The organism is Rhizobium leguminosarum (genome assembly GCF_001679785.1).
Taxonomy (GTDB): domain Bacteria; phylum Pseudomonadota; class Alphaproteobacteria; order Rhizobiales; family Rhizobiaceae; genus Rhizobium; species Rhizobium leguminosarum_R.
The window spans coordinates 91,552-117,260 of sequence record NZ_CP016291.1 but is presented as its reverse complement, the minus strand read 5'-3'; the positions used below and the strand labels follow the sequence as shown (position 1 = coordinate 117,260).

General features: G+C 60.8%; 26 protein-coding genes and 4 pseudogenes. 24 read left to right on the top strand and 6 right to left on the bottom strand.

Going from position 1 to position 25,709, the window contains the following annotated elements; all coding sequences use genetic code 11:
* The first annotated feature begins 10 nt into the window (after positions 1-10).
* Positions 11-1,305 (top strand): annotated as a pseudogene (gene repC, locus BA011_RS37610) (plasmid replication protein RepC).
* Between the two features lie 29 nt (positions 1,306-1,334).
* Here the strand turns inward: repC and BA011_RS37605 are convergent.
* The gene (locus BA011_RS37605; protein WP_065284558.1) at positions 1,335-1,661 is read right to left on the bottom strand and encodes a type II toxin-antitoxin system RelE/ParE family toxin; all 327 of its coding nucleotides are present in this window, start codon (positions 1,659-1,661) and stop codon (positions 1,335-1,337) included.
* Positions 1,661-1,942: a type II toxin-antitoxin system Phd/YefM family antitoxin gene (locus tag BA011_RS37600; RefSeq protein WP_065284557.1), complete on the bottom strand. Its 282-nt coding sequence runs from the start codon at positions 1,940-1,942 to the stop codon at positions 1,661-1,663. The genes BA011_RS37605 and BA011_RS37600 overlap by 1 nt, the downstream gene beginning before the upstream one ends.
* 219 nt (positions 1,943-2,161) lie before the next feature.
* Here BA011_RS37600 and BA011_RS37595 point away from each other — a divergent pair, with 219 nt between their 5' ends.
* The 16 genes and pseudogenes from BA011_RS37595 to BA011_RS37530 all read left to right on the top strand — a co-directional run bounded on the left by BA011_RS37595 (position 2,162) and on the right by BA011_RS37530 (position 14,905).
* Positions 2,162-3,154: an LLM class flavin-dependent oxidoreductase gene (locus BA011_RS37595; protein WP_065284556.1), complete on the top strand. Its 993-nt coding sequence runs from the start codon at positions 2,162-2,164 to the stop codon at positions 3,152-3,154.
* 24 nt (positions 3,155-3,178) lie between these two features.
* Complete coding sequence (locus BA011_RS37590; RefSeq protein WP_065284555.1) at positions 3,179-4,528, top strand: LLM class flavin-dependent oxidoreductase; 1,350 nt, start codon at positions 3,179-3,181, stop codon at positions 4,526-4,528.
* A 17-nt stretch (positions 4,529-4,545) separates the two neighbouring features.
* Entirely contained in the window at positions 4,546-5,745 is a 1,200-nt protein-coding gene (locus BA011_RS37585) for a M20 aminoacylase family protein (RefSeq protein WP_065284554.1), read from the top strand.
* A complete protein-coding gene (locus tag BA011_RS37580) occupies positions 5,742-6,296 on the top strand; it encodes a GNAT family N-acetyltransferase (protein WP_065284553.1) in 555 nt (184 codons plus the stop codon). Before BA011_RS37585 ends, BA011_RS37580 begins: the two co-directional genes overlap by 4 nt.
* 37 nt (positions 6,297-6,333) lie before the next feature.
* Positions 6,334-8,109, top strand: coding sequence for an amino acid ABC transporter permease/ATP-binding protein (locus BA011_RS46275; RefSeq protein WP_151343775.1), 1,776 nt, complete (start codon positions 6,334-6,336; stop codon positions 8,107-8,109).
* Between the two features lie 89 nt (positions 8,110-8,198).
* The gene (locus tag BA011_RS37570; RefSeq protein WP_065284552.1) at positions 8,199-9,143 is read left to right on the top strand and encodes an ABC transporter substrate-binding protein; all 945 of its coding nucleotides are present in this window, start codon (positions 8,199-8,201) and stop codon (positions 9,141-9,143) included.
* 68 nt (positions 9,144-9,211) lie between these two features.
* Entirely contained in the window at positions 9,212-10,147 is a 936-nt protein-coding gene (locus tag BA011_RS37565; RefSeq protein WP_065284551.1) for an ABC transporter substrate-binding protein, read from the top strand.
* 7 nt (positions 10,148-10,154) lie between these two features.
* Positions 10,155-11,192: an LLM class flavin-dependent oxidoreductase gene (locus BA011_RS37560; protein WP_065284550.1), complete on the top strand. Its 1,038-nt coding sequence runs from the start codon at positions 10,155-10,157 to the stop codon at positions 11,190-11,192.
* Positions 11,193-11,246: 54 nt separating this feature from the next.
* Positions 11,247-11,843 carry a 2-hydroxychromene-2-carboxylate isomerase gene (locus BA011_RS37555; protein WP_065284549.1) on the top strand — a complete coding sequence of 199 codons (597 nt, stop codon included), beginning with the start codon at positions 11,247-11,249 and terminating at the stop codon, positions 11,841-11,843.
* A 177-nt stretch (positions 11,844-12,020) separates the two neighbouring features.
* Positions 12,021-12,581: an FMN reductase gene (gene msuE / locus BA011_RS37550; protein WP_065284548.1), complete on the top strand. Its 561-nt coding sequence runs from the start codon at positions 12,021-12,023 to the stop codon at positions 12,579-12,581.
* Between the two features lie 11 nt (positions 12,582-12,592).
* On the top strand, positions 12,593-12,790 hold the full coding sequence (locus BA011_RS37545) for a hypothetical protein (RefSeq protein ID WP_027667287.1): 198 nt from the start codon (positions 12,593-12,595) through the stop codon (positions 12,788-12,790).
* Between the two features lie 33 nt (positions 12,791-12,823).
* On the top strand, positions 12,824-13,000 hold the full coding sequence (locus BA011_RS44735; RefSeq protein WP_165504438.1) for a hypothetical protein: 177 nt from the start codon (positions 12,824-12,826) through the stop codon (positions 12,998-13,000).
* A gap of 13 nt (positions 13,001-13,013) precedes the next feature.
* The gene (locus tag BA011_RS44730; RefSeq protein ID WP_186806639.1) at positions 13,014-13,163 is read left to right on the top strand and encodes a hypothetical protein; all 150 of its coding nucleotides are present in this window, start codon (positions 13,014-13,016) and stop codon (positions 13,161-13,163) included.
* Positions 13,164-13,233: 70 nt separating this feature from the next.
* Positions 13,234-13,815, top strand: coding sequence for an RBBP9/YdeN family alpha/beta hydrolase (locus tag BA011_RS37540; protein WP_065284664.1), 582 nt, complete (start codon positions 13,234-13,236; stop codon positions 13,813-13,815).
* A gap of 11 nt (positions 13,816-13,826) precedes the next feature.
* Positions 13,827-14,135, top strand: a complete 309-nt coding sequence (locus tag BA011_RS37535; protein WP_065284547.1) for a hypothetical protein — start codon at positions 13,827-13,829, stop codon at positions 14,133-14,135.
* Positions 14,136-14,138: 3 nt separating this feature from the next.
* A pseudogene (locus tag BA011_RS37530) lies at positions 14,139-14,905 on the top strand (gamma-glutamylcyclotransferase).
* A gap of 35 nt (positions 14,906-14,940) precedes the next feature.
* Here the strand turns inward: BA011_RS37530 and BA011_RS37525 are convergent.
* The 3 genes from BA011_RS37525 to tauA are packed head-to-tail and all read right to left on the bottom strand — an operon-like array spanning position 14,941 to position 17,649.
* A complete protein-coding gene (locus BA011_RS37525) occupies positions 14,941-15,795 on the bottom strand; it encodes an ABC transporter permease subunit (protein ID WP_065284546.1) in 855 nt (284 codons plus the stop codon).
* Positions 15,792-16,580: a taurine ABC transporter ATP-binding protein gene (locus tag BA011_RS37520; RefSeq protein WP_065284545.1), complete on the bottom strand. Its 789-nt coding sequence runs from the start codon at positions 16,578-16,580 to the stop codon at positions 15,792-15,794. Before BA011_RS37520 ends, BA011_RS37525 begins: the two co-directional genes overlap by 4 nt.
* A 55-nt stretch (positions 16,581-16,635) precedes the next feature.
* Positions 16,636-17,649 (bottom strand): taurine ABC transporter substrate-binding protein, encoded by a 1,014-nt coding sequence (tauA, locus tag BA011_RS37515; protein WP_065284544.1) that lies wholly within the window; start codon positions 17,647-17,649, stop codon positions 16,636-16,638.
* Between the two features lie 216 nt (positions 17,650-17,865).
* Here tauA and BA011_RS37510 point away from each other — a divergent pair.
* Positions 17,866-18,270, top strand: a pseudogene (locus BA011_RS37510) (FAD/NAD(P)-binding protein); the annotation flags it as partial.
* 164 nt (positions 18,271-18,434) lie between these two features.
* Here the strand turns inward: BA011_RS37510 and BA011_RS37505 are convergent.
* Positions 18,435-19,862: an ISNCY family transposase gene (locus tag BA011_RS37505; protein WP_065279332.1), complete on the bottom strand. Its 1,428-nt coding sequence runs from the start codon at positions 19,860-19,862 to the stop codon at positions 18,435-18,437.
* Positions 19,863-19,998: 136 nt separating this feature from the next.
* Here BA011_RS37505 and BA011_RS37500 point away from each other — a divergent pair.
* From BA011_RS37500 to BA011_RS37475, 6 genes and pseudogenes are all read left to right on the top strand, one after another.
* Positions 19,999-20,967, top strand: a pseudogene (locus tag BA011_RS37500) (FAD/NAD(P)-binding protein); the annotation flags it as partial.
* A 201-nt stretch (positions 20,968-21,168) separates the two neighbouring features.
* Positions 21,169-21,861, top strand: coding sequence for a GntR family transcriptional regulator (locus BA011_RS37495; RefSeq protein WP_003538315.1), 693 nt, complete (start codon positions 21,169-21,171; stop codon positions 21,859-21,861).
* Positions 21,862-22,273: 412 nt separating this feature from the next.
* On the top strand, positions 22,274-22,876 hold the full coding sequence (locus BA011_RS37490) for an amino acid synthesis family protein (protein ID WP_065284542.1): 603 nt from the start codon (positions 22,274-22,276) through the stop codon (positions 22,874-22,876).
* Positions 22,877-22,891: 15 nt separating this feature from the next.
* Entirely contained in the window at positions 22,892-23,737 is an 846-nt protein-coding gene (locus tag BA011_RS37485) for an alpha/beta fold hydrolase (RefSeq protein WP_065284541.1), read from the top strand.
* Positions 23,734-24,669 carry a flavin reductase family protein gene (locus tag BA011_RS37480; protein WP_065284540.1) on the top strand — a complete coding sequence of 312 codons (936 nt, stop codon included), beginning with the start codon at positions 23,734-23,736 and terminating at the stop codon, positions 24,667-24,669. Before BA011_RS37485 ends, BA011_RS37480 begins: the two co-directional genes overlap by 4 nt.
* Positions 24,666-25,706 (top strand): LLM class flavin-dependent oxidoreductase, encoded by a 1,041-nt coding sequence (locus BA011_RS37475; RefSeq protein WP_065284539.1) that lies wholly within the window; start codon positions 24,666-24,668, stop codon positions 25,704-25,706. Before BA011_RS37480 ends, BA011_RS37475 begins: the two co-directional genes overlap by 4 nt.
* Positions 25,707-25,709: the final 3 nt, after the last annotated feature.

Genomic DNA, 25,709 nt, shown 5'->3' with positions numbered 1-25,709 from the left:
GGTGAAAGATATGGAAACCGGGAATGTGACGACGCCCTTCGGGCGACGGTCGATGACGCTTGGGATGCTTGCAAATCAAGTCATGGCCGGGGAGATCAAGCCGGATCAGTCGGTCGATAAGTGGAAATTGTTTCGCGCGCTGTGCGAAGCAAAGCCGCTGCTCGGCATCGGCGATCGGGCGCTTGCCGTGCTCAACGCGCTTTTGAGCTTTTATCCGAAGAACGAGCTGGCCCAGGAAAACGGCTTGATCGTCTTCCCGTCGAATGTCCAGCTTTCGCTCAGAACGCATGGCATGGCCGAACAGACCGTGCGGCGCCATCTTGCCGCGCTCGTCGAGGCAGGCCTTCTGCTGCGCAAGGATAGCCCCAACGGCAAGCGTTATGTCCGCAGAGACAGGGCAGGGGAGGTCAACGAGGCTTTCGGCTTCTCGCTGGCGCCGCTGCTTGCCCGTGCCGAGGAGATCGAACAGCTTGCGGCCGCAGTAATGGCCGAGCGGCTGCACGTCCAGCATCTGCGCGAACGCATCACTCTTTGCCGCCGTGACGTTGCAAAACTGATCGAAGCGGCCGTCGAAGAACAGATCCCTGGGGATTGGCAAGGCCTCTATGGCGAATTTCGGGACCTGATCGAAGGCCTGCCGCGATCGCCGACTGCAGCGCAGCTTGAATTGCTGCTGCATGAATTGGAGGTTCTGCGGGCCGATATCCTTAACCGATTGGAAATTCGGATTAAATCAACAAAACAGCGCGGCAATGCCAATTATATTGAGCGTCACATACAGAATTCAAACCCCGAATCTACCTCTGAACTTGAACCAAGCTTCGAAACGAAGCAGGGAGCGATGGCTGAGCAAGACAAAGGGCGAGAGGCGGAGACGCTGGAAGAGGGGAGGGGGAGGCAGCCCAGAGCCGGCAGGAGGAAAGTCGGCAGTCGGGCGGCCGCAACGATGGTGGCGGACTGAAATCCTTCCCGCTCGGCCTGGTTCTGCAGGCCTGCCCGGAAATCCTCGCCTATGGGCCGAATGGCGCAATCCGCAACTGGCGCGATTTGATGGCCGCAGCCGTCATAGTTCGATCGATGCTGGGCGTCAGTCCGTCGGCTTACGAAGAGGCCGCCAATGTGATGGGTCCGGAAAATGCCGCGACGGTGATGGCATGCATCCTGGAGCGCGGCGGCCACATTAATTCGGCCGGTGGCTATCTTCGCGGCCTGACGCGGCGAAGCGAAAAGGGAGAATTCGCGATCGGCCCGATGCTGATGGCGCTTCTGCGGGCAAATGCGCCGGCCGGGCGGAAGGTTGGATAGTGTTCAGCCTCCGTGTGGGCAGCGTGCGGCTAAGCGCGGATAAGCCTTCGCTCCAGAAAACTCTGCATGTCGCGACGCCCGTCTACGACGCAGTAGACGACAACATCCGTGCCCAATATCCGATAGATCATGCGCCACGGCTTATGGTGCAGTTCCCGATATTCGGAAATTCCGATCCCCGCCAACTCCTTCGGAATATTTCCGCGGGCGGGGAATTCTTCAAGCTCGGCGCAGGCACTCTCGATTTCCGTCAGGATGCGGTCCGCCGTCTCGGCGCCGTCGCGGCTAGCGATGAAGCGATAGAGATCCTCGATGTCGCGTTCCGCGTCCTCGGCGAAAAGAACACGATATGGCATCAGGATTGGCTGTCGGCCAGACGTTTGCGGATGCGCGCGAAGGACTCCGCAGCAGGGCGCAGTTTGCCGTCCTCGACTTGCCGGTTGGTGAGCGCCAACACCTTCAGGAGCGCCAGTGTCTCCTGGGTTTCTTCGTATTGGCCGACGTCCTGAAGGATGGCTTTCGCCTCTCCGTGAAGCGTAATGACGACCGGTTGCGGATTATCCTTCAGCGTCCGGATGATCTCCGGCGCATGCGCCTTGAGATAGCTGATCGGTTTGACCTGTTCTGACAGCTTCATGCGGTTACTCCATTTCGACCAGAATATAGACCATGAAGTGGTCGATTGAAAGAAGCCTTTCGATGGTGGCGGAACAATTCCCGGCATCCGATTCCCCATCCTGGCTGCGGCCGCTTTTTTCACTCAACGCGTTCGAAAGAGAATGCCATTTCTTATAATGAAGTTTGTCTACTGATTTTATAGACTAAACTTTGCAACCAAGGATCGGATCGTGGTGCCATGACCTACCTCCTCAGTCTTCTCGACAAAAGCCCGATCGAACAGGGTCTGACGGCCGCGGATGCGCTGCGGGCGACGGTAAAGATTGCCGCCCGGGCCGAGGAACTCGGTTATCACCGTTTCTGGGTCGCCGAGCATCATAACATGTCCAACCTGGCGAGTTCCGCGCCGGAGGCGCTGATAGCCTATCTTCTCGCCAGGACATCGAGGATCCGCATCGGCTCCGGCGGCGTCATGCTACAGCACTACAGCGCCTATAAGGTTGCCGAGACCTTCAATTTGTTGGCGTCGCTTGCGCCCGGCCGTGTCGATCTCGGTGTCGGCAAGGCGCCGGGCGGCTTTCCGCTCTCGACGCGCGCCCTGCAGCTTGCCGTCGATCCGGCCAGGAAGCCGGATTTTTCAAGCCAGCTTTCCGATCTCAATATCTATCTCGCCGCCGACCCGAATTACGACGGCGCGCAGGCGACGCCTTTCCCGCCGACTGCGCCTGAGCGTTTCCTGCTCGGCGCCAGCGTCGAAAGCGCCGAGCTCGCTGCCGAGAAGGGCTGGGAGCTTGTTTTCGCCGGTCACCTGAACGGCGATCCCGACAATCTGCGCAGGACCTTCGAGGCCTATGAGCGGGCATCCGGTGGCAAGCGCCCGATCCTGGCGCTTGCAGCCTTTGCCGCCGAAAGCGAGGACTATGCCCGCGAGCGCGTCGGCAAGCTGCGCATCGTCAAGATATTTCTGCCGAACGGCCAGACCGTCAATGTCGGCAGCGAGGAGCAGGCGGCCGAATTCGCTCGCCAGGCCGGCATCACCGATTACCACATCGAGGAAAAGGTGCCGAGCGTGCTGCATGGCACGGCGGAGCAGATCCGCAAGGAGCTGGACGAACTTCACCGCCGCTACGGGGTTAAGGAGTTCGTGCTCGACACGCCGGCGCTTTCGGTTGCCGAGCGCCTGGCCTCCATTGAGCTGCTCGCCAAGGAGCGGCTTTCTCTCGTCGCCTGACCGTTTCCAAGGAGGATTGATCCCATGGCTCAAAAACACGTCACGTTCGGCATCATGCTGCAGGGTCCCGGCGGTCACATGAATGCCTGGAAACATCCAAGCGGACCGGCCGATGCCAGCGTCAATTTCGATTTCTTCGTCAAGACGGCGCGCAAGGCGGAGGCGGCCGGCATCGCTTTCGCCTTCGTCGCCGACGGGCTCTACATCAACGAGCAGTCCATTCCGCATTTCCTCAACCGGTTCGAGCCGATCGCCATTCTCTCTTCGCTCGCCGCCTCGACCTCGAAGATCGGCCTCGTCGGTACAGTCTCGACCTCCTACAGCGATCCCTTCACCATCGCCCGCCAGTTCGCCTCGATCGATCTCATCAGCGGCGGCCGGACAGGGTGGAATGCGGTGACCTCGCCGCTTGAGGGCTCGGGCCGCAACTACAGCCGCGAACATCCCGAGCATGAACTGCGCTACGAGATCGCCGAGGATTATATCGATGCGATCAAGGGCCTGTGGGATTCCTGGGATGACGACGCCTTCGTCCGCAACCGCGAGACCGGCGTCTTTGTCGACAAGACGAAGATGCATCGCCTCAACCACAAGGGCCGCTTCTTCCGTGTCGAGGGGCCGCTCAACATCGGCCGTTCCAAGCAGGGCCAGCCGGTCGTGTTCCAGGCGGGCGCCTCGGACTCCGGCATCCGGCTCGCCGGCAAACATGCCGACGCGGTCTTCACCAATGGCGGGCCGTTCGAGGAGGCCCAGGCCTTCTACCGACAGCTCAAGGACAGCGTGATTGCGCATGGCCGCAGTGCCGCGGAAGTCGGTCTCTATCCGGGTATCGGACCGATCGTCGGTGCGACGCAGGAAGAGGCGGACGCCAAGTATCAGGCGATCCGCAACCTCGTCACGACAGAGGAGGCGCTGCTCTATCTCGGCCGTTTCTTCGATCATCATGATTTCAGCGTCTATCCGCTCGACGCGCCGTTCCCCGAACTCGGCGATATCGGCAGGAACAATTTCCGCGCCACCACCGACCGCATCAAGAAGACGGCGCGGGAGAAGGGCCTGACGCTCCGCCAGGTCGCGCTCGATTCGGCAACGCCGCGCACGGCCTTCATCGGCACGGCGGAACATATCGCCGACGAGATCATCCGCTGGGTGGACCATGGCGCCGCCGACGGCTTCATTCTCGGCTTTCCCGTCATCGCCGAGGGCTTCGACGACTTCTCCGGATATGTTCTGCCTATCCTCACGGAGCGCGGTTATTTCGACCCGATCCTGAAGGGCGAGACGCTGCGCGATCATCTGGGCCTGCCCTTCCGCGAAAGCCGGTACGCGACGGGCGCGGACCAGGTCGAACGCGGAAAGGCTGTCGGCGCCTGAGGCGCCGACGAACCGTCATGAACATTATCGCTCACAACCCGCGCAGCAAGGATCCGGTCGAGAGAGGCATCGCCGCCTATCTCGACGAGATCATCGCGCTTCGCCACGACCTGCACCAATATCCGGAGCTTGCGTTCCAGGAGCTCAGGACCAGCAAGCTCGTGGCATCCCGCCTTTCCTCCTGGGGCTATGAAGTGGCGACGGGCATTGCCGGAACCGGCATCGTCGCCACCCTCAGGCGCGGCGACGGCAAAAGACGGATTGGTATTCGCGCCGACATGGATGCGCTGCCGATTGAGGAGGCGACCGGTCTTGCCTATGCCAGCAGCAATCCGGGCGTCATGCATGCCTGCGGCCATGACGGGCATACAGTGATCCTGCTCGCCGCCGCCCGCTATCTCGCCGAAAGCGGCAATTTCAGCGGTACGCTGCGGCTGATCTTCCAGCCCGCCGAGGAAATCGGCGCCGGCGCCCGCAAGATGATCTCGGAAGGCCTGTTCGAACGTTTTCCTGTCGATGCGGTCTTCGGGCTGCACAATTGGCCGGGTGTGCCGACGGGCCAATTCGGCTTCGTCACCGGCCCGGCCATGGCCTCGGTCGATCAGGCGGTGATCAAGATCATCGGCAAGGGCGGCCACGGCGCCGAGCCGCATCGCGCCGTCGATCCGGTGCTTGCCTCGGCCTCCTTCATCACCGCCCTGCAGAGCGTCGTTTCCCGCAATGTCGACCCGCAGGACATGGCGGTCGCAACCATCGGCTCGATCCATGCCGGCTCCGCCTCGAACGTAATCCCTGAGAGCGTCGAGATGAAGCTCACGATGCGGGCCTTCAGCGAGACCGTTCGCCAACTGTTGCGAGAGCGCATTCCCGCCCTTGCTCGCGCCCAGGCCGAAAGCTTCGGCGCCGAGGCGGATGTGAATTACCGCCTCGGCTTTCCGGCGCTGGTCAACCATGCAGCCGAGACGGACTTCGCCCGCGATGTCGCCCATGAAGCACTCGGCCCGGCGGCGATCGAGAAGGACTTCCGGCCGAGAACCGCGAGCGAGGATTTCGCCTTCATGCTGCAGGCAAATCCCGGCAGCTACCTCTTCGTCGGGAACGGCGACAGCGCTCCTCTCCACAGCGCCCACTACAATTTCAACGACGCGATCATTGCGCCCGCCGCCCGTTACTGGGTGCGGCTCGCCGAAACCTTCCTCACTGATGACAACGGGTGATGAATATGAGCGACACGTTTCTCTATGCCAGCCCTCTCGACCCGCGCGCCAAGCCGCTGATCGATGAATTGATCCACGAATACGACAGCCGCTACGGCAATTATTTCAATGCCGAAGGTGCTGCGGCCGAGCTCAATCGTTATCCTCCCGAAGCCTTTGCGCCGCCTGACGGCAATTTTCTCCTGTTGATCCGTGATGGCGAAACCATCGGTGGCGGCGCCTTCAAGAACTATGACGAATGCACGGCCGAGTTCAAACGCATCTGGACGCGCTCCGATCTGCGCCGCCAGGGCCTTGCCCGCAAGGTGCTGGTGGAATTGGAGGCCCAGGCCGCCCGTCAAGGCTATTCCCGCATCTACCTGACGACGGGCTTTCGCCAGCCCGAGGCGGTCGGCCTCTATCTGAACTATGGCTACACCGCTCTCTTCGACATCTCCGCTGATCCCGAAATCTACAAGAGCCTGCCCTTCGAGAAGGACATCACCCATCTCGTCCAGCGGACTCTCGAAGATGCCGAACCGCGCCTGCGCGTGGCCGGCGCAAATTTCTGAAAACGGCAAAGACCGACAATCATAAAAGGGAAGCACCATGGCACTGACGACGGATTTCGCCGGCATCGACCCCGGCAGCAGGACGGCAGAATCGAAGGATTATTCCCGTTACCGCATCGTGCCGGCGCGTCATCCGGGCCGCCTGGCAGGCACGATCTTTGCCGCCGTCGTCATCATCGCCGTGCTCTATTCCATCTTCACCAATCCGCGCTGGGGTTGGGGCGTCTTTGCTGAATGGTTCTTTGCCGAACCAGTCCTCGTCGGTCTCGGCAGGACGCTGCTTTTGACCGTGCTTGCCGCCATATCCGGCTCCATCCTCGGAACGGCTCTGGCGCTTGCCCGCGTTTCCAAGTCGCCGCTGCTCTCCGGTCTTTCCTGGGGCTATATCTGGCTGCTGCGCTCGATCCCGGTCATCGTGCTGCTGCTGATCTTGAACAATCTCGGCTACCTCTACGAGACGATCAAGATCGGCATTCCCTTCACCGATACCTTTTTCCTCGACTATCCCACAGTGCAATTGCTGACGCCCTTTGCCGCCGCTTTTCTCGGCCTGACGCTCAACCAGTCGGCCTTCTTCGCCGAGATCGTGCGCGGCGGTATTCTCTCGGTGGATCACGGACAGCTGGAGGCCGCCGCCGCACTCGGCCTGCCGCGCCGCCGGCAGGCCTTCCGCATCGTGCTGCCGCAGGCCATGCGCTCGATCCTGCCGACCGGCTTCAACGAACTCATCGGACTGGCGAAGAGCACCTCCATGGTCTACGTGCTGGCGCTGCCGGAGCTCTTCTATACGGTCCAAGTGATCTACCGCCGCAATCTCGAAGTCATTCCGCTGCTGATGGTCGCGACCGTCTGGTATCTGATCATCATGACGGTGCTGTCGATTGCTCAGCGCTATATCGAACGCTACTTCTCCAAAGGCGCCGTGCGCAATCCGACGCCGTTGCCCTTCCAGTCATTTTTCGAGCGTTTCCGCCGTCCGCTGCCTGTCCTCGATACGGCGACCGACACCGTGCGCAAGATCGGTTTCCAGGATGCAGCGACGCTGCGGGCCGCTGGCGGCGCGGTGCGCATTCACGGCATTTCCAAAAGCTTCGGCTCGCTGAAAGTGCTCGACGATGTCGAGCTCAGCCTGCCGGCCGGCAGCGTGACCGCCATCCTCGGTCCGTCCGGCTCGGGCAAGTCGACGCTTCTGCGCGCCATCAACCACCTGGAGCGTGTCGATGAGGGTTTCATCTCGGTGGACGGCGATTTCGTCGGCTACAGCAGGAGGGGCGACACGCTCTATGAGCTCAAGGAAAAGGATATTCTCAAACGCCGCGCCGATATCGGCATGGTCTTCCAGAGCTTCAATCTCTTTCCGCATCTGACCGTGCTCGAAAACCTCATCGAGGCACCGATCCAAGTTCGCGGCATCGGCCGTGAGGACGCCGTGCAGCTGGCGCAGGAGCTGCTGGCACGCATCGGCCTTAGCGACAAGATCAATGCCTATCCGCGCCAGCTTTCCGGCGGCCAGCAGCAGCGTGTGGCGATCGCCCGCGCACTGGCGCTCCGCCCGAAGGTGCTGCTCTTCGACGAGCCGACATCGGCGCTTGACCCGGAGCTCGTCGGCGAAGTGCTCGACGTCATCAAGGAACTTGCCCGCAGCGGCACGACGCTCGTCATCGTTACCCATGAGGTCGGTTTTGCCCGCGAAGTCGCCGACACGGTCGTCTTCATGGACAGCGGCCGCATTCTGGAGGCTGGGCCGCCGGCCCGCATCTTCGCACAAGCGGAACATCCCCGTACGCGGGAATGCCTCGCCAAGGTTCTCTAGCGCCTATAGCGCTGGCGAAATGCCGGGCCGCGACGGGCTGCCCCGGTCGAATGACAAACCACAACTTAAAAATGAAATGGAGAAGGGGCATGACATTTACAGATAGGGCAAGGCTTCTGATTGCGGGAGCCGTCACTCTTACGGCGATCGGTTTCGGTTCCGCTAAGGCGCAGCAGAAGTTCGATCTCAGCCCGGAGCAGCCGAACCGGCTGCGGGTGGAAAAGAACGAGAAGCGCATTGCCGAAGTCAAGGATTTCAAGTTCGTCGAAAACGGTGTCTTCACTGTCGGCATCAGCTCGAGCGGCAATCTGCCGCTGCATGATTATGCCTCCGATTCCAAGACCGTCATCGGTTACGACGTCGATCTGGCGCAGGCCATTGCCGACACCCTGGGCCTGAAGCTCGAACTGGTTTCCGTTGCCTGGGCCGATTGGCCGTTGGGGCTGACCTCCGGAAAGTTCGACGCGGTGATCTCCAACGTGACCGTCACGGAAGAACGCAAGGAGAAATTCGATTTCTCGACCTACCGCAAGGATGAGCTTGGCTTTTATGTCAAGGCCGACAGTTCGATTACGGCGATCAAGCAGCCGAGGGATATTGCCGGCCTGAAGGTGATCACCGATGCCGGCACCAACCAGGAAAAAATCCTGCTGGAGTGGGATCGCGAGAACGTCGCCGCCGGCCTGAAGCCGATCGAGGTGCAATATTATGACGACGACGCGGTCAAGGATCTTGCCGTTCAGTCCGGCAGGGCCGACACGGTTTTCAGCGTGAACGCGACGCAGGCCTATTCGGCGGGGATAAATGGTAAGACCAAGCTTGTCGGCACCGTCAGTGGCGGCTGGCCGATCACGGCAGAAATTGCCGTCACCACACGCAAGGGCAGCGGCCTGGCTGCTCCCTTGACCGATGTCGTCAACGACCTGATCGCCAGCGGCGCCTATCGGCAGATCCTCGATACATGGAACCTCGGTCCCGAAGCGATCGAAAAGGCCCAGACCAACCCGCCTGGCCTGCCGAAGAGCGGTTCCTAATCGAGATTCCTATTGGGCCGGCAGGATCCCTGCCGGCCATCTGCCTGACAATTTGGAGATTGAAGACGATGATTGCCATCCCGGCATTCCGGACCCTGCTGATCGCCGCCATGGCGTCTGCCCTTTCCTTCGGTGCAATCCATGCAGCCGAGGATTTCGACCTCAGCCCAGAGCAGCCGGGCCGGCTTCACGCCGCCAAGAACGATGCGGCCATTGCCGCAATCCCGAAGCATTTCAAGTTCGTCACATCAGGCAAGTTCACCATCGCCGTCAGCCCCGGCGGCCCGCCGCTTGCCACCTATGCCACCGACGCCAAGACCGTGGTCGGGGCAGATCCCGATTATGCCTATGCCATTGCCGATAGCCTCGGCTTGACGCTGGAGATCGTGCCGGTCGCCTGGATCGACTGGCCACTCGGGCTCGCCTCGGGCAAGTATGATGCCGTCATCTCCAATGTCGGGGTCACCGAGCAGCGCAAGGAAAAATTCGATTTCTCCACCTACCGCCAGGGCCTGCACGGCTTCTTCGTAAAATCCGACAGCCCTGTCACCTCGATCAAGGAGCCCAAGGATGCGGCAGGCCTCAGGATCATCGTCGGGGCCGGCACCAACCAGGAGCGCATCCTGGTGAAGTGGAGCGAGGAAGATGTCGTCGCCGGCCTGAAACCGATCGAGCTGCAATATTACGACGACGAGGCGGCAAGCCTTCTCGCGCTGCGTTCCGGCCGGGCCGACGTCATCGTCCAGCCGCATGCACAGCTCGTCTTCATCGCCGCGCGCGACAAGAACATCAAGCGTGTCGGCACGTTGAGCGCCGGCTGGCCGGATCGCTCGGACGTCGCGATCACCACCCGCAAGGGAAGCGGACTGGCCGATGCGCTGACTGTCGCCACCAACGGCCTCATCAAGGATGGCACCTACGCAAAAATCCTCGACCACTGGCATCTGTCCGAGGAAGCCTTGCCGGCATCCGAGACCAATCCGCCCGGGCTGCCGAAATACTGATCATCGGATGGCACGAGTGGGCAACATATCCATCAGCCATATCGGCTTCCTCACCCCCGGCAATTATCCCGACGAAGATCCGTTATCGGGATTGGAGCAGACGCTTGAGCAACTGCACTATGGCGAAGATCTGGGCTTCGACAGCGCCTGGGTCCGCCAGCGGCACCTGGAGCCCGGAATCTCTTCTGCGAGCGCCTTCCTGGCGGCGACGACGCAGCGAACCAGTCGGATCGAGCTTGGAACCGCGGTCATCCCGATCGGTTACGAGAGCCCTTACCGGCTGGCCGAAGATCTCGCCACCGTCGATGTTCTGTCGCGCGGACGGCTGAACATCGGCGTCAGTGCCGGCCGGCCGTTGCATGCCGAGCTGATCGCTCCGCTTGTCTTCGACGGCGATTGGACTGGCTATGATTTCTCGCATGATCGCGTGCTGCGCTTTGCCGACAATCTGCGTGGCAGCTATCTCGGCGACGAGCAGACCTTGATCAAGACGCCCTTCGGCCCGCAGCGGCCACGCCTGCAGCCTTATGCCAAAGGCCTGATCGACCGGATCTGGTATGGCGGCGGGTCGCAGCGCTCGGCCGAATGGGCCGGCCGCAATGGCTTCAACCTGTTGACCGGCAATGTGATAACGGGTGAGGGGACGGATGATTTCTTCATCGCGCAATCGTGGCTGATCGAAACTTTTCGTAACGCCGGCACGCAGCGCCGCGTGGCGCTGGGCCGCGTCATCGTGCCTTTCGATAGCGCCGATGCGGTAACGCGCCGCCGATATCGAGACTATGCCGATGGCCGCCATGGGCGGACGCTTTCGCCGCAGGGCGAGCGGCGCACCTTGTTTGCCCGAGACGTCGTCGGCACATCGGACGAGATATTGGCGCAGCTTTTTGCCGATCCGATCCTGCCCGAGGTCAGCGAGTTGAGGCTGGAGCTTCCTTACGAGTTCGAGCACGAGCAGTATCGCCAGATTCTCCACGACTTCGCGACGTTGGTCGCACCGGAACTCGGATGGAAAGCGCCATCCGGCATCCGCGGCGCTTCCTGAAAATGCCGTCGTCCATTCGACGCCAGAACAATCACCTCATAGGAACATGCATCAGTGACCAAATCGGTAGAATATTTCTTTTCGATCGGCTCGCCCTGGTCGTATATCGGCTTCGATGCCTTCGCCGAACTTGCGGCGAAGAATGACGTCGTCATCACGCCTTATCTGACGACGGTGGTCGAGGAAAATGGCGGTATCTTCTCACGCAATCGCCCGGAGATCCGACGCGCTTACTGGACGCGGGATCTCAAGCGCTGGGCGCGCGTGCGCGGCAAGGAACTGCGGCTCGAACATCGCCCGGATTTGAGCGATCCGACGCCGGCGTCCCTCTTCGTGATTGCCGCCTACCTAGACGGACAGGATTGGATCGGCGTTGCCCGAGCCCTCCAACATGCCTTCTGGAGCGAGGCGAAGGATATCGGCAAGTCCGATGTGCGCGAGGCGATCGTGACATCAGCGGGTTTTGATGGCGCAGCACTCCTCAGGCGACAAGCCGATGACGATGTCCAGAGCAAATGGTCGGCGGACCGTGTGCATGCGCGCGACAGCGGCGTCTTCGGCTTTCCCACCTATGTCTTTGACGGCGAGATCTATTGGGGACAGGACAATTTGCCCTTCCTCGAACGTCATCTTCACGGCGACAAGCCTTAGGCTTGGAATTGCAGCGTCCAGAGGTCGCAGATGCCGATGGCGGTCGGCTTGCAGCTTATGCGTGCTGAAGCGGCGGCGAACGTTTTTTTCAACCAGGCGAAAAAGGAGAGATGCATGTTCCTTTAATCTATCAATTTTGTAGACAATAGTTGGGGCAACGCAAAGAGAGGAAAAACCATGTCAGGTTTCAAACTCGTCGGCATCGCTGGCAGCTTCAACCGTCCATCGAAGACATTGGCACTTGTGCGGCACGTCGCCGAACGTGCGAGCATTCGCTACGGATTTACGAGCAAGAGCTATGATCTCAATGATGTCGGTCCGTCGCTGGGCAGCGCCTTGTGGCGCAAGGATCTCGACGCTCAGGCCGGACATGTCGTCGACGAGATCGTGCAGGCCGATGCCCTGATCATCGGCTCGCCGACCTACAAGGGCTCATATCCCGGCCATTTCAAGCACCTGATCGACCTGATCGACCCCCACGAACTTCGGGGCAAGCCGATCATCATCACGGCGACCGGCGGCGGTGACCGGCATGCGTTGATGGTCGAGCATCAGCTTCGGCCGCTGTTCGGGTTTTTCATGGCCCACACCTTACCGACTGCCGTTTATGCGTCCGACGGTGATTTCACAGACTATGCAGTTTCATCCGACGCGCTTTTGGCCCGGATCAACGACGTGATCGGCGAATTGGCGGCCTTCTTTCCGGGCGCAAACCCGGCCCTGGCGGCAGCCGAGTAGGGATCGTTGCGATGGCTCGATCTCAGGAAGCGACGATCACCGATGCGGAAAGGCCGGGGCCAAGCGAGCAATTGTGGAGCGTCTTCGAATTCGCCCGACGCTATCGTCTTGCCAAACGCGAGGAGAACCGCCTGCTGATGCTCTACGGACCGACGGCATCTCTTCATGTTCTTCTCGCCAATGCGCAACGTCATTCGCTGATTTCCTAGCCGAAGAATACCGGTTCCTGACAGGAGGTTCGCATGAAGCTTGATTTTCAGTTCTGGCTGAAGCTTTCGATCGGCCGGTTCCTCGGCCTGAAGCCGCCCGCTGCACGGGAGCCTGTAAACGGATTGTTCGCGCGGGACGACGAGCGCGACCGGTCCGCCCGCGAATACGAACTTCACTATTGGGGCGCGATGCCCGGCCTTTGGTATTGAGGAGAACGGTGTGATGGCGATTGTCGTTGAGACCGACCTGCGTCGGCACGGTGCGAGAAGAGCGGAAGGCGGCGTCATGTCGCATTCCCGGCATGCGGCCGGAATCTGCACGATCGTCAGCTCCTTCACATTCCTGTTCGCTCTGGTGATCGGGTGGATCTGATGAGTGATGTCCGATGTTTGTGCCGATCGGGAAAAAGACCGGCGTGCAGCTTCAAAGAGGATGCCGTCAGATGATCGATGTACTTATTCTTCCCGGGCTTTTCGGCTCGGGAGAAGGACATTGGCAACAGCACTGGCTGCAGGATCAACCGGGCAGTCATTGCGTCGCTCAGGACGACTGGGATCATCCGAACCTTGACAACTGGCTGCTGCGATTGGAAGGCGCGCTTGAAGAGGCCGGCGAGGCCTATCTGGTTGCCCATAGTCTCGGATGCCTGCTGGCCGCCCGCTTGGCCGGGCGAAGTGCAGCGCGGCACGTCAAGGGAGCGCTTCTCGTTGCTCCATGCGATCTGCCGGTCACGGAAAACCTGCATCCCGGGCTTATCTCGTTTGGCGCCATGCCGACGGCCCCTTTGCCTTTTCCGAGCATTGTCGTCGGCAGCATGAACGATGCCTACATGACGGTCGATCGGTTGACCCTGTTCGGCCGCCTGTGGAACGCAGAGACCAGGAATATCGGCCTTGCCGGGCACATCAATATCGCCAGCGGCTTTGGCCGCTGGCGCAACGGCTACCGATTGCTGGAGGGCTTGAAGACGCAAACACGCGTTCGAAGGCATGTCGTTTCCATGCCCCCGGCTTTTGCTATGTGAGTGGAATCGCAATGTCCGACATTGTCGCCGACCTGCTGCGCCTTAGCGAAGATCCGAATGCCGATCCGAGGACCAGGCGCCGCCAAACCATGGAGCGGCTGGTGCAGACGCTGCTCACCATGGCTGATGCCCAAACGGGATCGGAAGATCCGCAGCATCGCCATTCCATCATTCATTTGACGACGATCATCCGCGAGATGACGGGAAGGATCGCAGAGGCCGATGATGCGACGTTTTCGGCAATCGTCAGGGAGGCCGCGATGCTGATACGCAGCCTGCAGCGGCGCCAGGCCGATGCGGCCAGATTTACGGTGCACTGACGCATGATGGATATCCGGGAGCATAAGCTGGTGACGGTCCAGGGAAGCAAACTTTTGATGACCGGATCAAGAATGGCTCTGACGGACGAGCTCGTATCGCTGAGCCTTCGCCCCGCGATCGACGTCGGCCCCGAGCCACACCGAAAACCGCTGACCGAAGCGGAGGTGGAGATGCTCGCCAACCGGCTTCTGCAGGAGTCTACCGGCGCGCCGCTTTGGATCTTCGCTATGGATCATTGATATGGAAGCCGGACTTCGATGCCGTCGAATCGCAGCTTGGCGCAACAAGAGGCTGGCATCGCTCCTTCTGCCTGCAGATGACCCGCTGGCGGGGAACGCGGGCCCAGCCGGGTCTGATGATGGCACTCGACCGAGGTGGACGTTGCAACGGCATCGTCTTCAGGCTTGCCGATGATGATCGCCTTGGTCAGATTCGGCGGTTGATCCGCCGTGAAGTCGGCACGATCGAAGACGCTGCGACGGTTCGTTGGATCCCTGTCGCGACCGCACACGGGCTCATGCGCGCGCTGGTCTTTTGGGCTGGCCCGAAGGGCGAGCGCGTTTCCCGGAAATTGCCGCTGGAGACGGTGGCGCAGGTGCTTGCGAGAGCCTGCGGACACATGGGTTCCTGCGCGGAATATCTGTATCTGACGGTGAAACATCTGGAAGAACGTGGCATCCGGGACCGCAATTTATGGCGGCTTCAGAAGCTGGTCGCAGCCGAGCTCGTCGCCATACACGGGCTGAACGCGGCGGCAGGAAGCCACTGAATATGGCTCCCCTGTCGCCACCTTGGCTCATGTGGTCAGAGCTTGCCCTTCCAGGGCACAAGGAACGCCTCCAGAAACCGGATGGCGGCCGAGAAGGTGAACGCGCAGATCGCGATGATGCCGATGCCCACGAAGACGACGTCGGTCGCCAGGAACTGTGAGGCCGACATGATCATGAAACCGATCCCGCGCGTGGACGCGATCAATTCAGCCGCAACCAGCGTACCCCAGCCGACACCGAGTGCAATTCGAATGCCGGTGAGGATCTCGGGCAGGGCGGATGGCAGGACGATGTCCAGGAAGAGCTGTAGCCGGCTCGCGCCCAGCGAACGCGCGGCATTGACGCGCTCGATCGGGAGCGAACGAACGCCGGCCTGGGCTGAAAGGCAGATCGGTGCGAACATCGCAAGCACCAGCAGCGTGATTTTCGACGTCTCGCCAATGCCGAGCCAGATGATCATCAGCGGCAGGTAGGAGAGCGGTGGAAGCGGCCAGTAGAACTCGATCGGCGCGTCGAGCACCCCTTTTGCCCAGCGATTCAGGCCCATGAGCAATCCGAGCGGGATGCCGGCGGAGACGGCGATGAGGGCGGCAACCACGATGCGGAACAGGCTCGCAAAAACATGCTCGGACAGTGACGCTCCGGCGTAACCGTCGCGATAGATGGCGCCGATCTGTGTCAGCACCTCGTCAGGACGCGGCAGAAACAGGTGTGGAACGACACCGAGCGCAGAGACGACCCACCACAGCAGCAGTATGGCCAGCGCCGTGGCAATGCTGATGGCCACCGTCGATTTCTCGCCGGCTCCAAAGCCCGCCATTTTCACCAGCTTGACCTGATGGTCTTCTCTACCAGCCGCAATCGGCGGGGCCTGCACTATATCACTCATGCGGCGCTCCTGAGGTCTTCGGTGCTGTGGAGAATGGCGCGTATCTCCTCGCGCAGCTCGGCAAATTGCGGCGACGCCTTGATCGATCGGGCGTCGCCGGTTTCGGCGAAGCGGCGAACGAAATCCGGATCGAAGCGTGCCACGACGCGCCCCGGTCGAGGTGACATGACCAGGACCTGCTTGCCCAGGAACAAGGCCTCTTCGATCGAGTGCGTGATGAAGAAGACCTTCTTTGCCGTCTTATCCCAGATGGAAACCAGCAGTTCCTGCATCTGCTCGCGCGTCAGGCTGTCGAGTGCGCCGAACGGCTCGTCCATCAGCAGGATGTCGGGATTTGTCGCCAGAGCCCGTGCGATGCCGACCCGCTGGCGCATGCCGCCCGACAGCTCGTAGGGAAAAGCGCCGGCGAATTCGTCGAGGCCGACGAGCCGGAGCAGCTCCAGGGCGCGCGCTTCTCGCTCCTTGCGCTTGACCCCGGCGAATTTCAAACCGAGCGCGACATTGTCGACAACGGATTTCCAGGGCAGCAGCGAGTCTTTCTGAAAAACGACGCCGCGGTCCGCGCCGGGTTGTTCGACCGCGCGGCCATCGAGCGTGATCCGGCCATCCGAAAGCGGAAGGAAACCGGCAATCGCGTTGAGAAGGGTTGATTTGCCGCATCCTGACGCGCCGAGTGCGACGACGAAGCCCCGTTCGGGAATATCGAAGGAAACGCGATCGAGCGCGTGAACGGTCCGTCCGTCGCGGGCTGCGAAGTAAACGCTGGCGTGATCGACTTTAAGCATGTTGCCGCTCGCAAGTTCGACGCCGGCACAGCGACTGCGCCGGCGTCAGGGAGGATCAGTTGCTGACGCCGGTGAGGGCATCTGCGGTTACGAAGGCGCCGTAATTCGCCAGCACGTCGGAAACCTTGCCCTGTCCCTTCAGAAACGACGCCGTGTCCTTGAGGATCTTACCGGCGCCCGCCTTTTCGCCGCCGCCGAGCCAGGCGTCCGATGCCTGAACCTCGGGTGTCAGCAGCGTCAGGTTCTTCAAGGCCGAGGCCTGCTGGTCGGGTGTTCCGCCGAGAAGTTTGGCGAGCGACTTGGCGTTGTCGCTGTCGGGACCCCAGGCGGATTTGTCCGCTGCGAAGGATGCGTAATATTTGGTGATGACCGAGGCGAAGCCCTTCAGAAATTCCGGGTTGTCGGCGGCAAACGTCGAGGTTGCGACCCAGGCCGAGAAGGTCGGCGCACCTTTGTCCGCCACGTCCTTGGAGGTCACCAGAACCTTGCCGTTCTTTTTCAGTTCGGTGAGCGCCGGATCCCAGACGAAGCCGCCATCGATGTCGCCGCGGTTATAGCTCGCGACGATCTCAGGCTGAGGGATTGCGAAGACCTGGACGTCTTTTTCGGTCAGGCCCAGCGATTTGATCAGTGCCAGCAGCTGATAGTGGTCCGTGGACACCGGCGCAGCGGCAAGCTTCTTGCCCTTCAGATCATTCAGGCTTTCGATACCGGAGCCGTTACGGACGACGAGAGCCTCGTCGATACCCGAGATGGAGGCGAGGTAAAAGGCCTTGACCTCGAGCCCGCGTGACACTGCTGCCGCAAACGGGCTGGAGCCGACATAGCCCACCTGGACATCGCCGGAGGCAATCGCCGCAAAGATTTCGGCGCCCGAATTGAACCTGCGAAAGTCGATCTCGTATCCTGTCTCCTTGGCGAATTCGCCATTGGCGATCGCCACGGAGGACGGCAAGGCATCGGTTTGATAGGCGACGACGACCTTCTTGTCCGCCGCCTCAGTAACGACAGCCGTTGCAAGAGTGCCGACGCCGACGGCGATCGCGGCAACCAAATTCCTGAAATTCATCTTGAGCCCCTTTGTTCAGGGCCGCATGGCCCTTGATCTCACCCTCAAAAGCGTAATGGTTGGGAAGGGGCTAGCGGGAGAAATAACAAACTATTTTTATAGACTATAGAGATAATTGTTTCGTGATTCTGCCGCTCGTGCGATCCGCAAGGACCGGTGAGCGACACGGGGCTTGAATGACGAAATGTCTCAATGACGTTCTGAGCTTCAGGGAGAATGCATTTGACATATGATGTTATCGTGGTCGGTTCCGGTTTTTCGGCGATAGCGGTTACCTGCAATCTCATCGAGCAGCTTCCCGCTTCGGCGAAGGTCGCGGTCGTCGGCGACGATCCCGGCTTTGGCCGCGGGACGGCGTACCGGACGGAGCTCTATCTCCATCGCCTCAATGTTCCCGCCGGCCGCATGAGCCTGTTGCCGCATCAACCCGACGACTTTGTCGACTGGCTGAAAAGCCATGGACGCCCGTTGCAGGCCGGCGATTTCGCCTCGCGCAGCGATTACGGTCTTTATGTCCGCGATACGCTTGCACGGCTGCTTCGAAAGCGGGATGGCCGTTGCCGGGTCGATTTCATCAAGGCCAAGGCGGCGGGATGCGTGGAACGGTATAGCAGCACGCTTGTCAAAGCTGATTAGATGCGCGACGCTGTCAGCCGGTTAGAAACGCGACACTTGCGCTTCGGATTAGCCGCCGATCCGACCGGCTGGACCGGGTTGCAAGGGAGGAGCGGGGGCGGGTGAGGAACACCCTTCGGCTTTAGCTTTGAGACTATGAGTGCAGGCGATCATTCCGCGGCCTCCATGCGCGCCAGCGCCTTCTGCCTTTTTGCGATGACCTCCGGATCATTCATGAAGTCCGTCCGCCGGCCAGGCTTGCGGCCACGCTTCTGATAACCATTGCCCTGGCTGCCATCGGGAATACCGAACATATGATCCGTCTGGCCGGTGCGGCGAGGGCCGCTCTTACTGCGCTGCTGTTCCCGCCCAGCCTGCAGCTCGGCGACGACGGAAAGCATGTCGTCGAGACGCTTGTTCTCGACAACCTCTGCCCGGTGGACCGACCGCAATGTATCGAAGGTTCTGTAGGGCAGGGTGAAGCTCTCGTGCATGATCTCGAGGCGGCCGTCCGGGTAGTCGCAGACAACGACCTTCTTTCCCGCCAGCCCTCTGGCCCGCTCCGTCGGATCGAGAATGAACAAGACCTTGTCGTAACGGAGCGTCAGGGACTGCGACAGTGTGCGGACTTCCTTGCGGCACATGGCGCCATCGAGATTCTCATGCGCGGCAAGCGGCCGGTGCATGTCCTTCGGATTGCGTGGCGGTTTGCCAAAACGGGAATTGAAATCCGCAATGAATTCTGATGCATAGCCGTTGGCCGCCTCGATCGTATCGATGCCGCGAAGCCGCATCTCCTTGACCAGCCGGTCCTGCAGCGTCTGGTTGGCGCGTTCCACACGGCCCTTTGCCTGCGGAGTATTGGCGCAGATGATGTCGATGTTCAGCTCATAAAGCGCACGACCAAACTGCGTCAGGCCGCTCGTGCGGTCTTTCTCCGACGCATGGGTCGAACGAAAGACACCATGCTTGTCGCTGTAGAAGGCCAGAGGTTTACCCCATTGCTGCAGATAAGCCTTTGTCGCATGCAGGTAGTCGAACGTGTTCTCTGACCCAGCGAACCGCAGATGCAGCAACTTGCCGGTGGCGTCATCGATATAGACAAGCAGGGCGCATTTGGGACCACGGTTCTCAAACCACCAGTGATGCGATCCATCGATCTGCACGAGTTCGCCGAAACAGTCGCGCCGGCCGCGCGGCTGGAAAACCCGCTGCTTACGCTCACGCCGCGAGATCCAGATGCCGGCCTCGGTCATCCATTGCCGCAGCGTCTCCTTGGCGACCGAGATCTGATGCAGTTCCATCAGCTTCTCGCGCGCCAGCGTCGGACCGAAATCCAGATAGCGCTCCCGGATCAGATCCAGCGCCGCATTGCGAAACTCCTCGCTGTGGCGCCGGTTGCTCGGCTGTGATCGCTTCTTGGAAACAAGGCCGGCTGGACCATTCCGGTCATAAGCCTGCAGCAGCCGATGGACCTGACTTCGACTGAGGTCGAGCAGTTCGGCGGCCTGGACGACGCTCAGGCGCTCGTCACGAATCTTCTGGATAACTTCGAGGCGATGCAATTCTTTCTGCGACATGGTGATCATAAAGGACATGACGACTCCGACCGCTCATGGTCTCGACCAGGCTGAAGATCGTCATCCTTGCTCCCGACGTTGGCATTGACCAGTGCGTAGAGAGGCGAGACTGTCGCATCTCTAACTGGCCCAACTGTCGCATTACTAAATAGCCGCTACAACGCTGGCCTTCCATCTCGGCAACGGCGACGAAATTGCCGGCAGGAACGTGGTGCTCTGCCTCGGCGTCGGGAACGCGACCCTTCCGGTCGCTCCAGACGAGGTCCCGGCATCGCTGCGACCACGGATCATCGAAAACCCTTGGCGGCTTTCGTGGCTGAGGCGTGTCGCACCACCCGATACGGTGTGTATCCTCGGATCCGGCCTGACGATGATCGATCAGGTCCTCGCGCTTCGCGCCCACGGCCACCGCGGCAGGATTGATGTGCTTTCTCGGCGCGGGCTCGCACCGCTCGGACATGCGCGGAAGCCGCCGGCGCCTCTGCCGATCGACGTCGAGAGGCTTCCGGAGACGATCAGCGGCATATTGAAGACCCTGCGGGCGAAGAGCAGGACGGTTGCCGATTGGCGAGCCGTGATGGACGGTCTGAGGCCTGCAACGCAGGCTCTCTGGCAACGGCTTTCGGGCGAGGAACGTGCACGATTCCTCAGGCATGCGCTTCCTTGGTGGAACATCCACCGTCACCGGGTCGCGCCCGACGTATTCGACAGGTTTGAGAAGCTGGTCTTAGACGGAACCGTTCGTTTCCACGCGGGCTTCCTGAAATCGCTCAGGGCCGGGGAAGGCCGGCTCGTTGCCGGCTACAGGGTCAGAGCGGCGCGCGAGATCACCGAGATCAGGGCGGACTGGCTCGTCAACTGCACGGGAATGGAGCGGGCCGGGATCAGTCATTCACCGCTTTTGAAGGAAATGAACCGCTTTGAGTTGATCGCCCCCGATCCTCTTGGCCTCGGGATCCAGGTGGATGCCGCGTCCGAGGTGATAGCCCCTTCCCGGATTTCGCCTGCCCGACTGTTTGCAGTCGGTGCCCTGACGGCGGGGCAATTCTGGGAGATCACCGCCGTTCCGGATATCCGGGTGCAGGCCAAGAGCGTGGCCGAGGAGATTGCTTCAAAAGGCTAGCTCCCGATGTGTCGGCAGCAGATCAAAGTGCTGCAGCGTCTCTTGCGCGCCTGAAAAGACGGGCGGCGCGATAGGTCGGCACAGCGCTTGTTGAATTGCCAGCCGCCGCCAGCTACAGTATCTGGTACGCCATAATACGATTCTTGCATTCGGCTGCCGATTTAGAAGTTGAGCGTGCAAAGTCCAACACTGAGGTAGACAATGAGCGGTGCTCTGAAGGACGCAATTCGAGTGGAGCGTCCTGCAAAGACCTTGCGGGAACTGGCGCTCGACAAGGTCCGCGAAGCCATCGTCAACGGATACTTCCGTCCCGGAGATCGCCTTGTCGAGCGTGACCTTTGCGCGCAGCTCGGTGTCAGCCGAACAGTCGTGCGCGAGGTTCTGAGGCATTTGGAATCGGAAGGGCTTGTCGCCAATCTGCCGAACAAAGGGCCGATCGTCGCGCAACTCGACATCGAGGAAGCCAAACAGATCTATGAGATCCGTGGCGCGCTGGAAGGCATGGCGGCGCGGCTATGCGCTGAGCGCCGCAGCCCGGAGATCGTCGCTGCGCTGGAGGAATCTCTGGCCGGGATCCGCAACAGTTACCGCGACAACGATATGGCGGCTGTGCTGACGAACACCTCCTCTTTCTATCATACGCTGTTCACGATGGTTGACAGGAACGTTGCCTGGGGTGTCGTCAATCTTCTCACCGTGCGCATAAACCACCTGCGCTCGATGACGATCAAGACGGAGAGGCGTGGCATCGAAGGGCCGCTGCAGATGTCGAAGATCGTGGACGCCATCCGCCGCGGCGACGGCGAGGGGGCTTACCGGGCGGCGATGGATCACGTCGCCGCCGCAAGCGCGATCGCCGAAGCGGTGCTGTCCGCCAAGAAACCTGCCGAATAGGCACGAGCGGCCTCCTGCCGCTTCTCTGCAAGCCCTGGCAAAGCGCTCATCTCAGCTGTCGATATCACTCCATTCGCGATGATGTTCCGCGCAATTCAGCGGAATCCATACTCCGCGCTTGACACCCAACTTTGTCCAATGTGATGGTATGCCATATTAAATAATATATAAGGCGGTACCGTGAACTGGGATGACCGTGATTTCTGGACTCGGCCTGCCGCCGCGGGGCGCCGCCATGTCGTTTGTCAGCTGACAACGCGCTGAAGGGAAGAAAGCGCTGCCCGGAGAGTCGAGAGTGCGCGCGCCAAATTTAAAATCACCGCCTCGGCCTGAACTATGTCCTCTCAGGAACCAACTTGACACTCATATATTATGGTATACCATAATACGATACTGAGAAATGAGGTGCTCGATGGCCATTCAAATTCGCAAGACGGGACTGCAGATCGAAACGACGCTGATCGAAGGCGGCAAGGCCGCGGCGGTTCCGCTGAAGCTGTTTACCGCCTTCGCGGTCGTGAAGAATCCCTGGGCCGGTCGCGGCTTCGTCGACGACCTCAAGCCCGAAATTCACGCAGGCGCTCCGGTGCTCGGCGAGTTGCTGACCAAGATGATCATCGATGCGGTCGGGTCCGGCGAGGCCGTCGAAGGCTATGGAAAGTCCGCTGTCGTCGGCCTGGACGGTGAGATCGAACACGGGTCCGCGCTCATCCACACGCTGCGTTTCGGCAATTTTTATCGCCAGGCCGTCGGCGCCAAGTCCTATCTCGCCTTCTGCAATACGCGCGGTCCGGCCAATGCACCGATCATGATCCCGCTGATGGACAAGAACGATGAAGGCCGCCGCTCGCACTACCTGACCATCCAGACGTCGATCCCCGACGCGCCTGCTGCCGACGAGGTCGTCGTGGCTCTTGGTGCTTCGATAGGCGGGCGCCCGCATCACCGCATCGGCGACCGCTACCAGGATCTGAAAGACCTGGGGCAGGACGTTGCCAATCCTGCGGGCGTTTGAAGGAGCGGCTCTGAGATGCTGACAGCCGGATCGACCACACGCACCGCTGCAGCAACAAACGCCGCCGGTGCCTTGCCCCGAAAGAAGACGGCAAGCGGAACGACCTATCATGAGGCCGGCAGCGGTGAGCCGCTGGTTCTCATTCACGGCGTCGGCATGCGGCTTGAGGCTTGGGCTCCGCAGATCGCATTCCTGTCTGCAGGCCATCGCGTCATCGCTGTCGACATGCCGGGACATGGGGAGAGCGCAAAGCTGCCGGCGGGCAGTCGGCTCGAAGAGTTCGTCGCCTGGTTCGGACGCTTTCTCGATGAGATGGCAATCGACACGGCAAATGTTGCCGGGCACTCGATGGGCGCACTGATTTCGGGAGGGGCAGCCGCGACCTTTGGCGAGCGTATCAGCCGTGTCGCTTACCTCAACGGCGTCTACAGGCGTGACCTCGAAGCAAAGGACGCCGTGCTTGCGCGCGCCGCGGCCATTCCGGTATCGGGCGTCGACAAGGAAGGTCCGCTGGCCCGCTGGTTCGGCGAGGATGCGGACAGCGTGACTGCGCGTGAATTGACGCGGAAATGGTTAAACCTCGTTGATCCCCAGGGATATGCCGTCGCTTACGCCGCTTTCGCTGGAGGAGACGAGACCTATGCTGACGGCTGGAAAGACGTGGCTGGCCCGGTCCTTTTTCTGACGGGGTCCGATGATCCGAATTCAACGCCCTTGATGGCAAGGCAAATGGCAGAGCTTGCGCCGCGGGGCTACGCCCGCATCGTCGAAGGTCATCGCCATATGGTGAACTTGACCGCGCCTGATATCGTCAATTCGCTGCTCGCTGAGTGGCTGTCGTTCGGGGAGGATGAACGATGACAATCCAGACTGTCGACCCAAGAGCGCTGCGAGATGCATTCGGGGCTTTTCCGACCGGGGTGACTGTCGTCACCGCCTGCGACGGGGAAGGACATCCGATCGGCTTCACGGCGAACTCCTTCACCTCGGTCTCGCTCAATCCACCGCTTCTCCTCGTCTGCCTTGCCAAGACGTCGCGCAATTTCGCCACCATGACCGGAGCGCAGCACTTTGCGATCAACGTGCTTTCGGAAACGCAGAAAGACGTGTCGAACACTTTTGCGCGCCCGGTCGAGGACAGGTTTGCGGCGGTCGAATGGGCGAAGGGATCGGCAGGCTGCCCGATATTCACGAACGTGGCGGCCTGGTTCGAATGCGCCATGGAAGAGGTTATCGAGGCCGGCGACCACGTCATCTTGATGGGACGCATCGAAGCTTTCGACAATAGTGGCCGCAACGGTCTCGGTTATGCGCGTGGCGGCTATTTCACGCCGACGCTCGCAAGTAAGGCAGTGTCCGCGGCAAGCGAAGGCAATATGGAGCTTGCAGCCGTTGTCGAACGTCGCGGGGAAGTTCTGCTGCTCGGTGAGGATGTGCTCTCCCTGCCCAGTGTCGACGCCCATGACGGCAGTCCGACCGAGACGCTGCAAAAATACCTGGAAACATCAACCGGGTTGAAAGTCAGTATCGGCTTTCTCTATTCGGTTTATGAGGGCAAGAGCGACGGCAAGCAGCACATCGTCTATCACGCCGTTGCCGGAGAGGGCGAGCCTGCCGGCGGCAGGTTCCTGAAGCCTGACGCACTGGTTGCGGCAAAATTCAAGACCAGTTCGACCGCCGATATTATCAGCCGTTTTGCGATGGAAAGCTCGATCGGCAATTTCGGCGTCTATTTCGGCGACGAGACCGGCGGCACTGTTCACCCAATTCCTGCCAAGGACGCAAAAGCATGAAGTTCTCCCTCTTCGTCCATATGGAACGGCTCGACGCCAGCCAAAGCCACAAGAGCCTCTACGAGGAATTCGTCGCGCTCTGCGAGATCGCCGACAAGGGCGGCATGCATGCAATCTGGACGGGCGAGCACCATGGCATGGATTTCACCATTGCGCCCAACCCTTTCGTGACCATTGCCGATCTGGCGCGCCGCACATCGCGAGCACGGCTTGGAACGGGAACGGTGATCGCTCCCTTCTGGCATCCGATCAAGCTTGCCGGAGAGGCCGCCATGGCCGACATCATCTGCGACGGAAGGCTGGATATCGGTATCGCACGCGGAGCCTATTCCTTCGAGTACGAACGTCTGCTGCCCGGCCTCGATGCCTGGGGTGCCGGCCAGCGCATGCGCGAACTCATCCCGGCAGTCAAAGGCATATGGGCCGGCGACTACGCCCATGACGGGGAATTCTTCAAGTTTCCGTCGACCACGTCGGCGCCGAAACCGCTGCAGCAGCCGAACCCGCCCATATGGGTTGCGGCGCGCGATCCGAACTCGCATGAATTTGCCGTCGCCAACGGCTGCAACGTTCAGGTCACGCCGCTCTGGCAGGGCGACGACGAGGTTCAGTCATTGATGGAGCGCTTCAACGACGCCTGCGCCAAGAATCCCGAGATCGAGCGGCCCAAGATCATGTTGCTGCGCCATACCTATGTCGGCTCGTCGGAGGACGATGTCGCCCAGGCCGCCCATGAACTGAGTACCTATTACAATTATTTCTTCGCCTGGTTCAAGAATGAGAAGCCGGTTACCCAGGGTCTGATCGAACGGATCCCGGACGAACAGATCAGAGCGAACGCGATGCTGTCGGACCAGGTCATGCGGACCAACAACGTCGTTGGCGACGCTGAGACCGTCATCGCCCGGCTCAAGGCGTATGAAGCGCTTGGTTATGACGAATATTCCTTCTGGATCGACACCGGCATGAGCTTCGAGCGCAAGAAGGCGTCGCTCGAGCGCTTCATCACCGAGGTCATGCCGGCATTGCAGGAGTAAGAC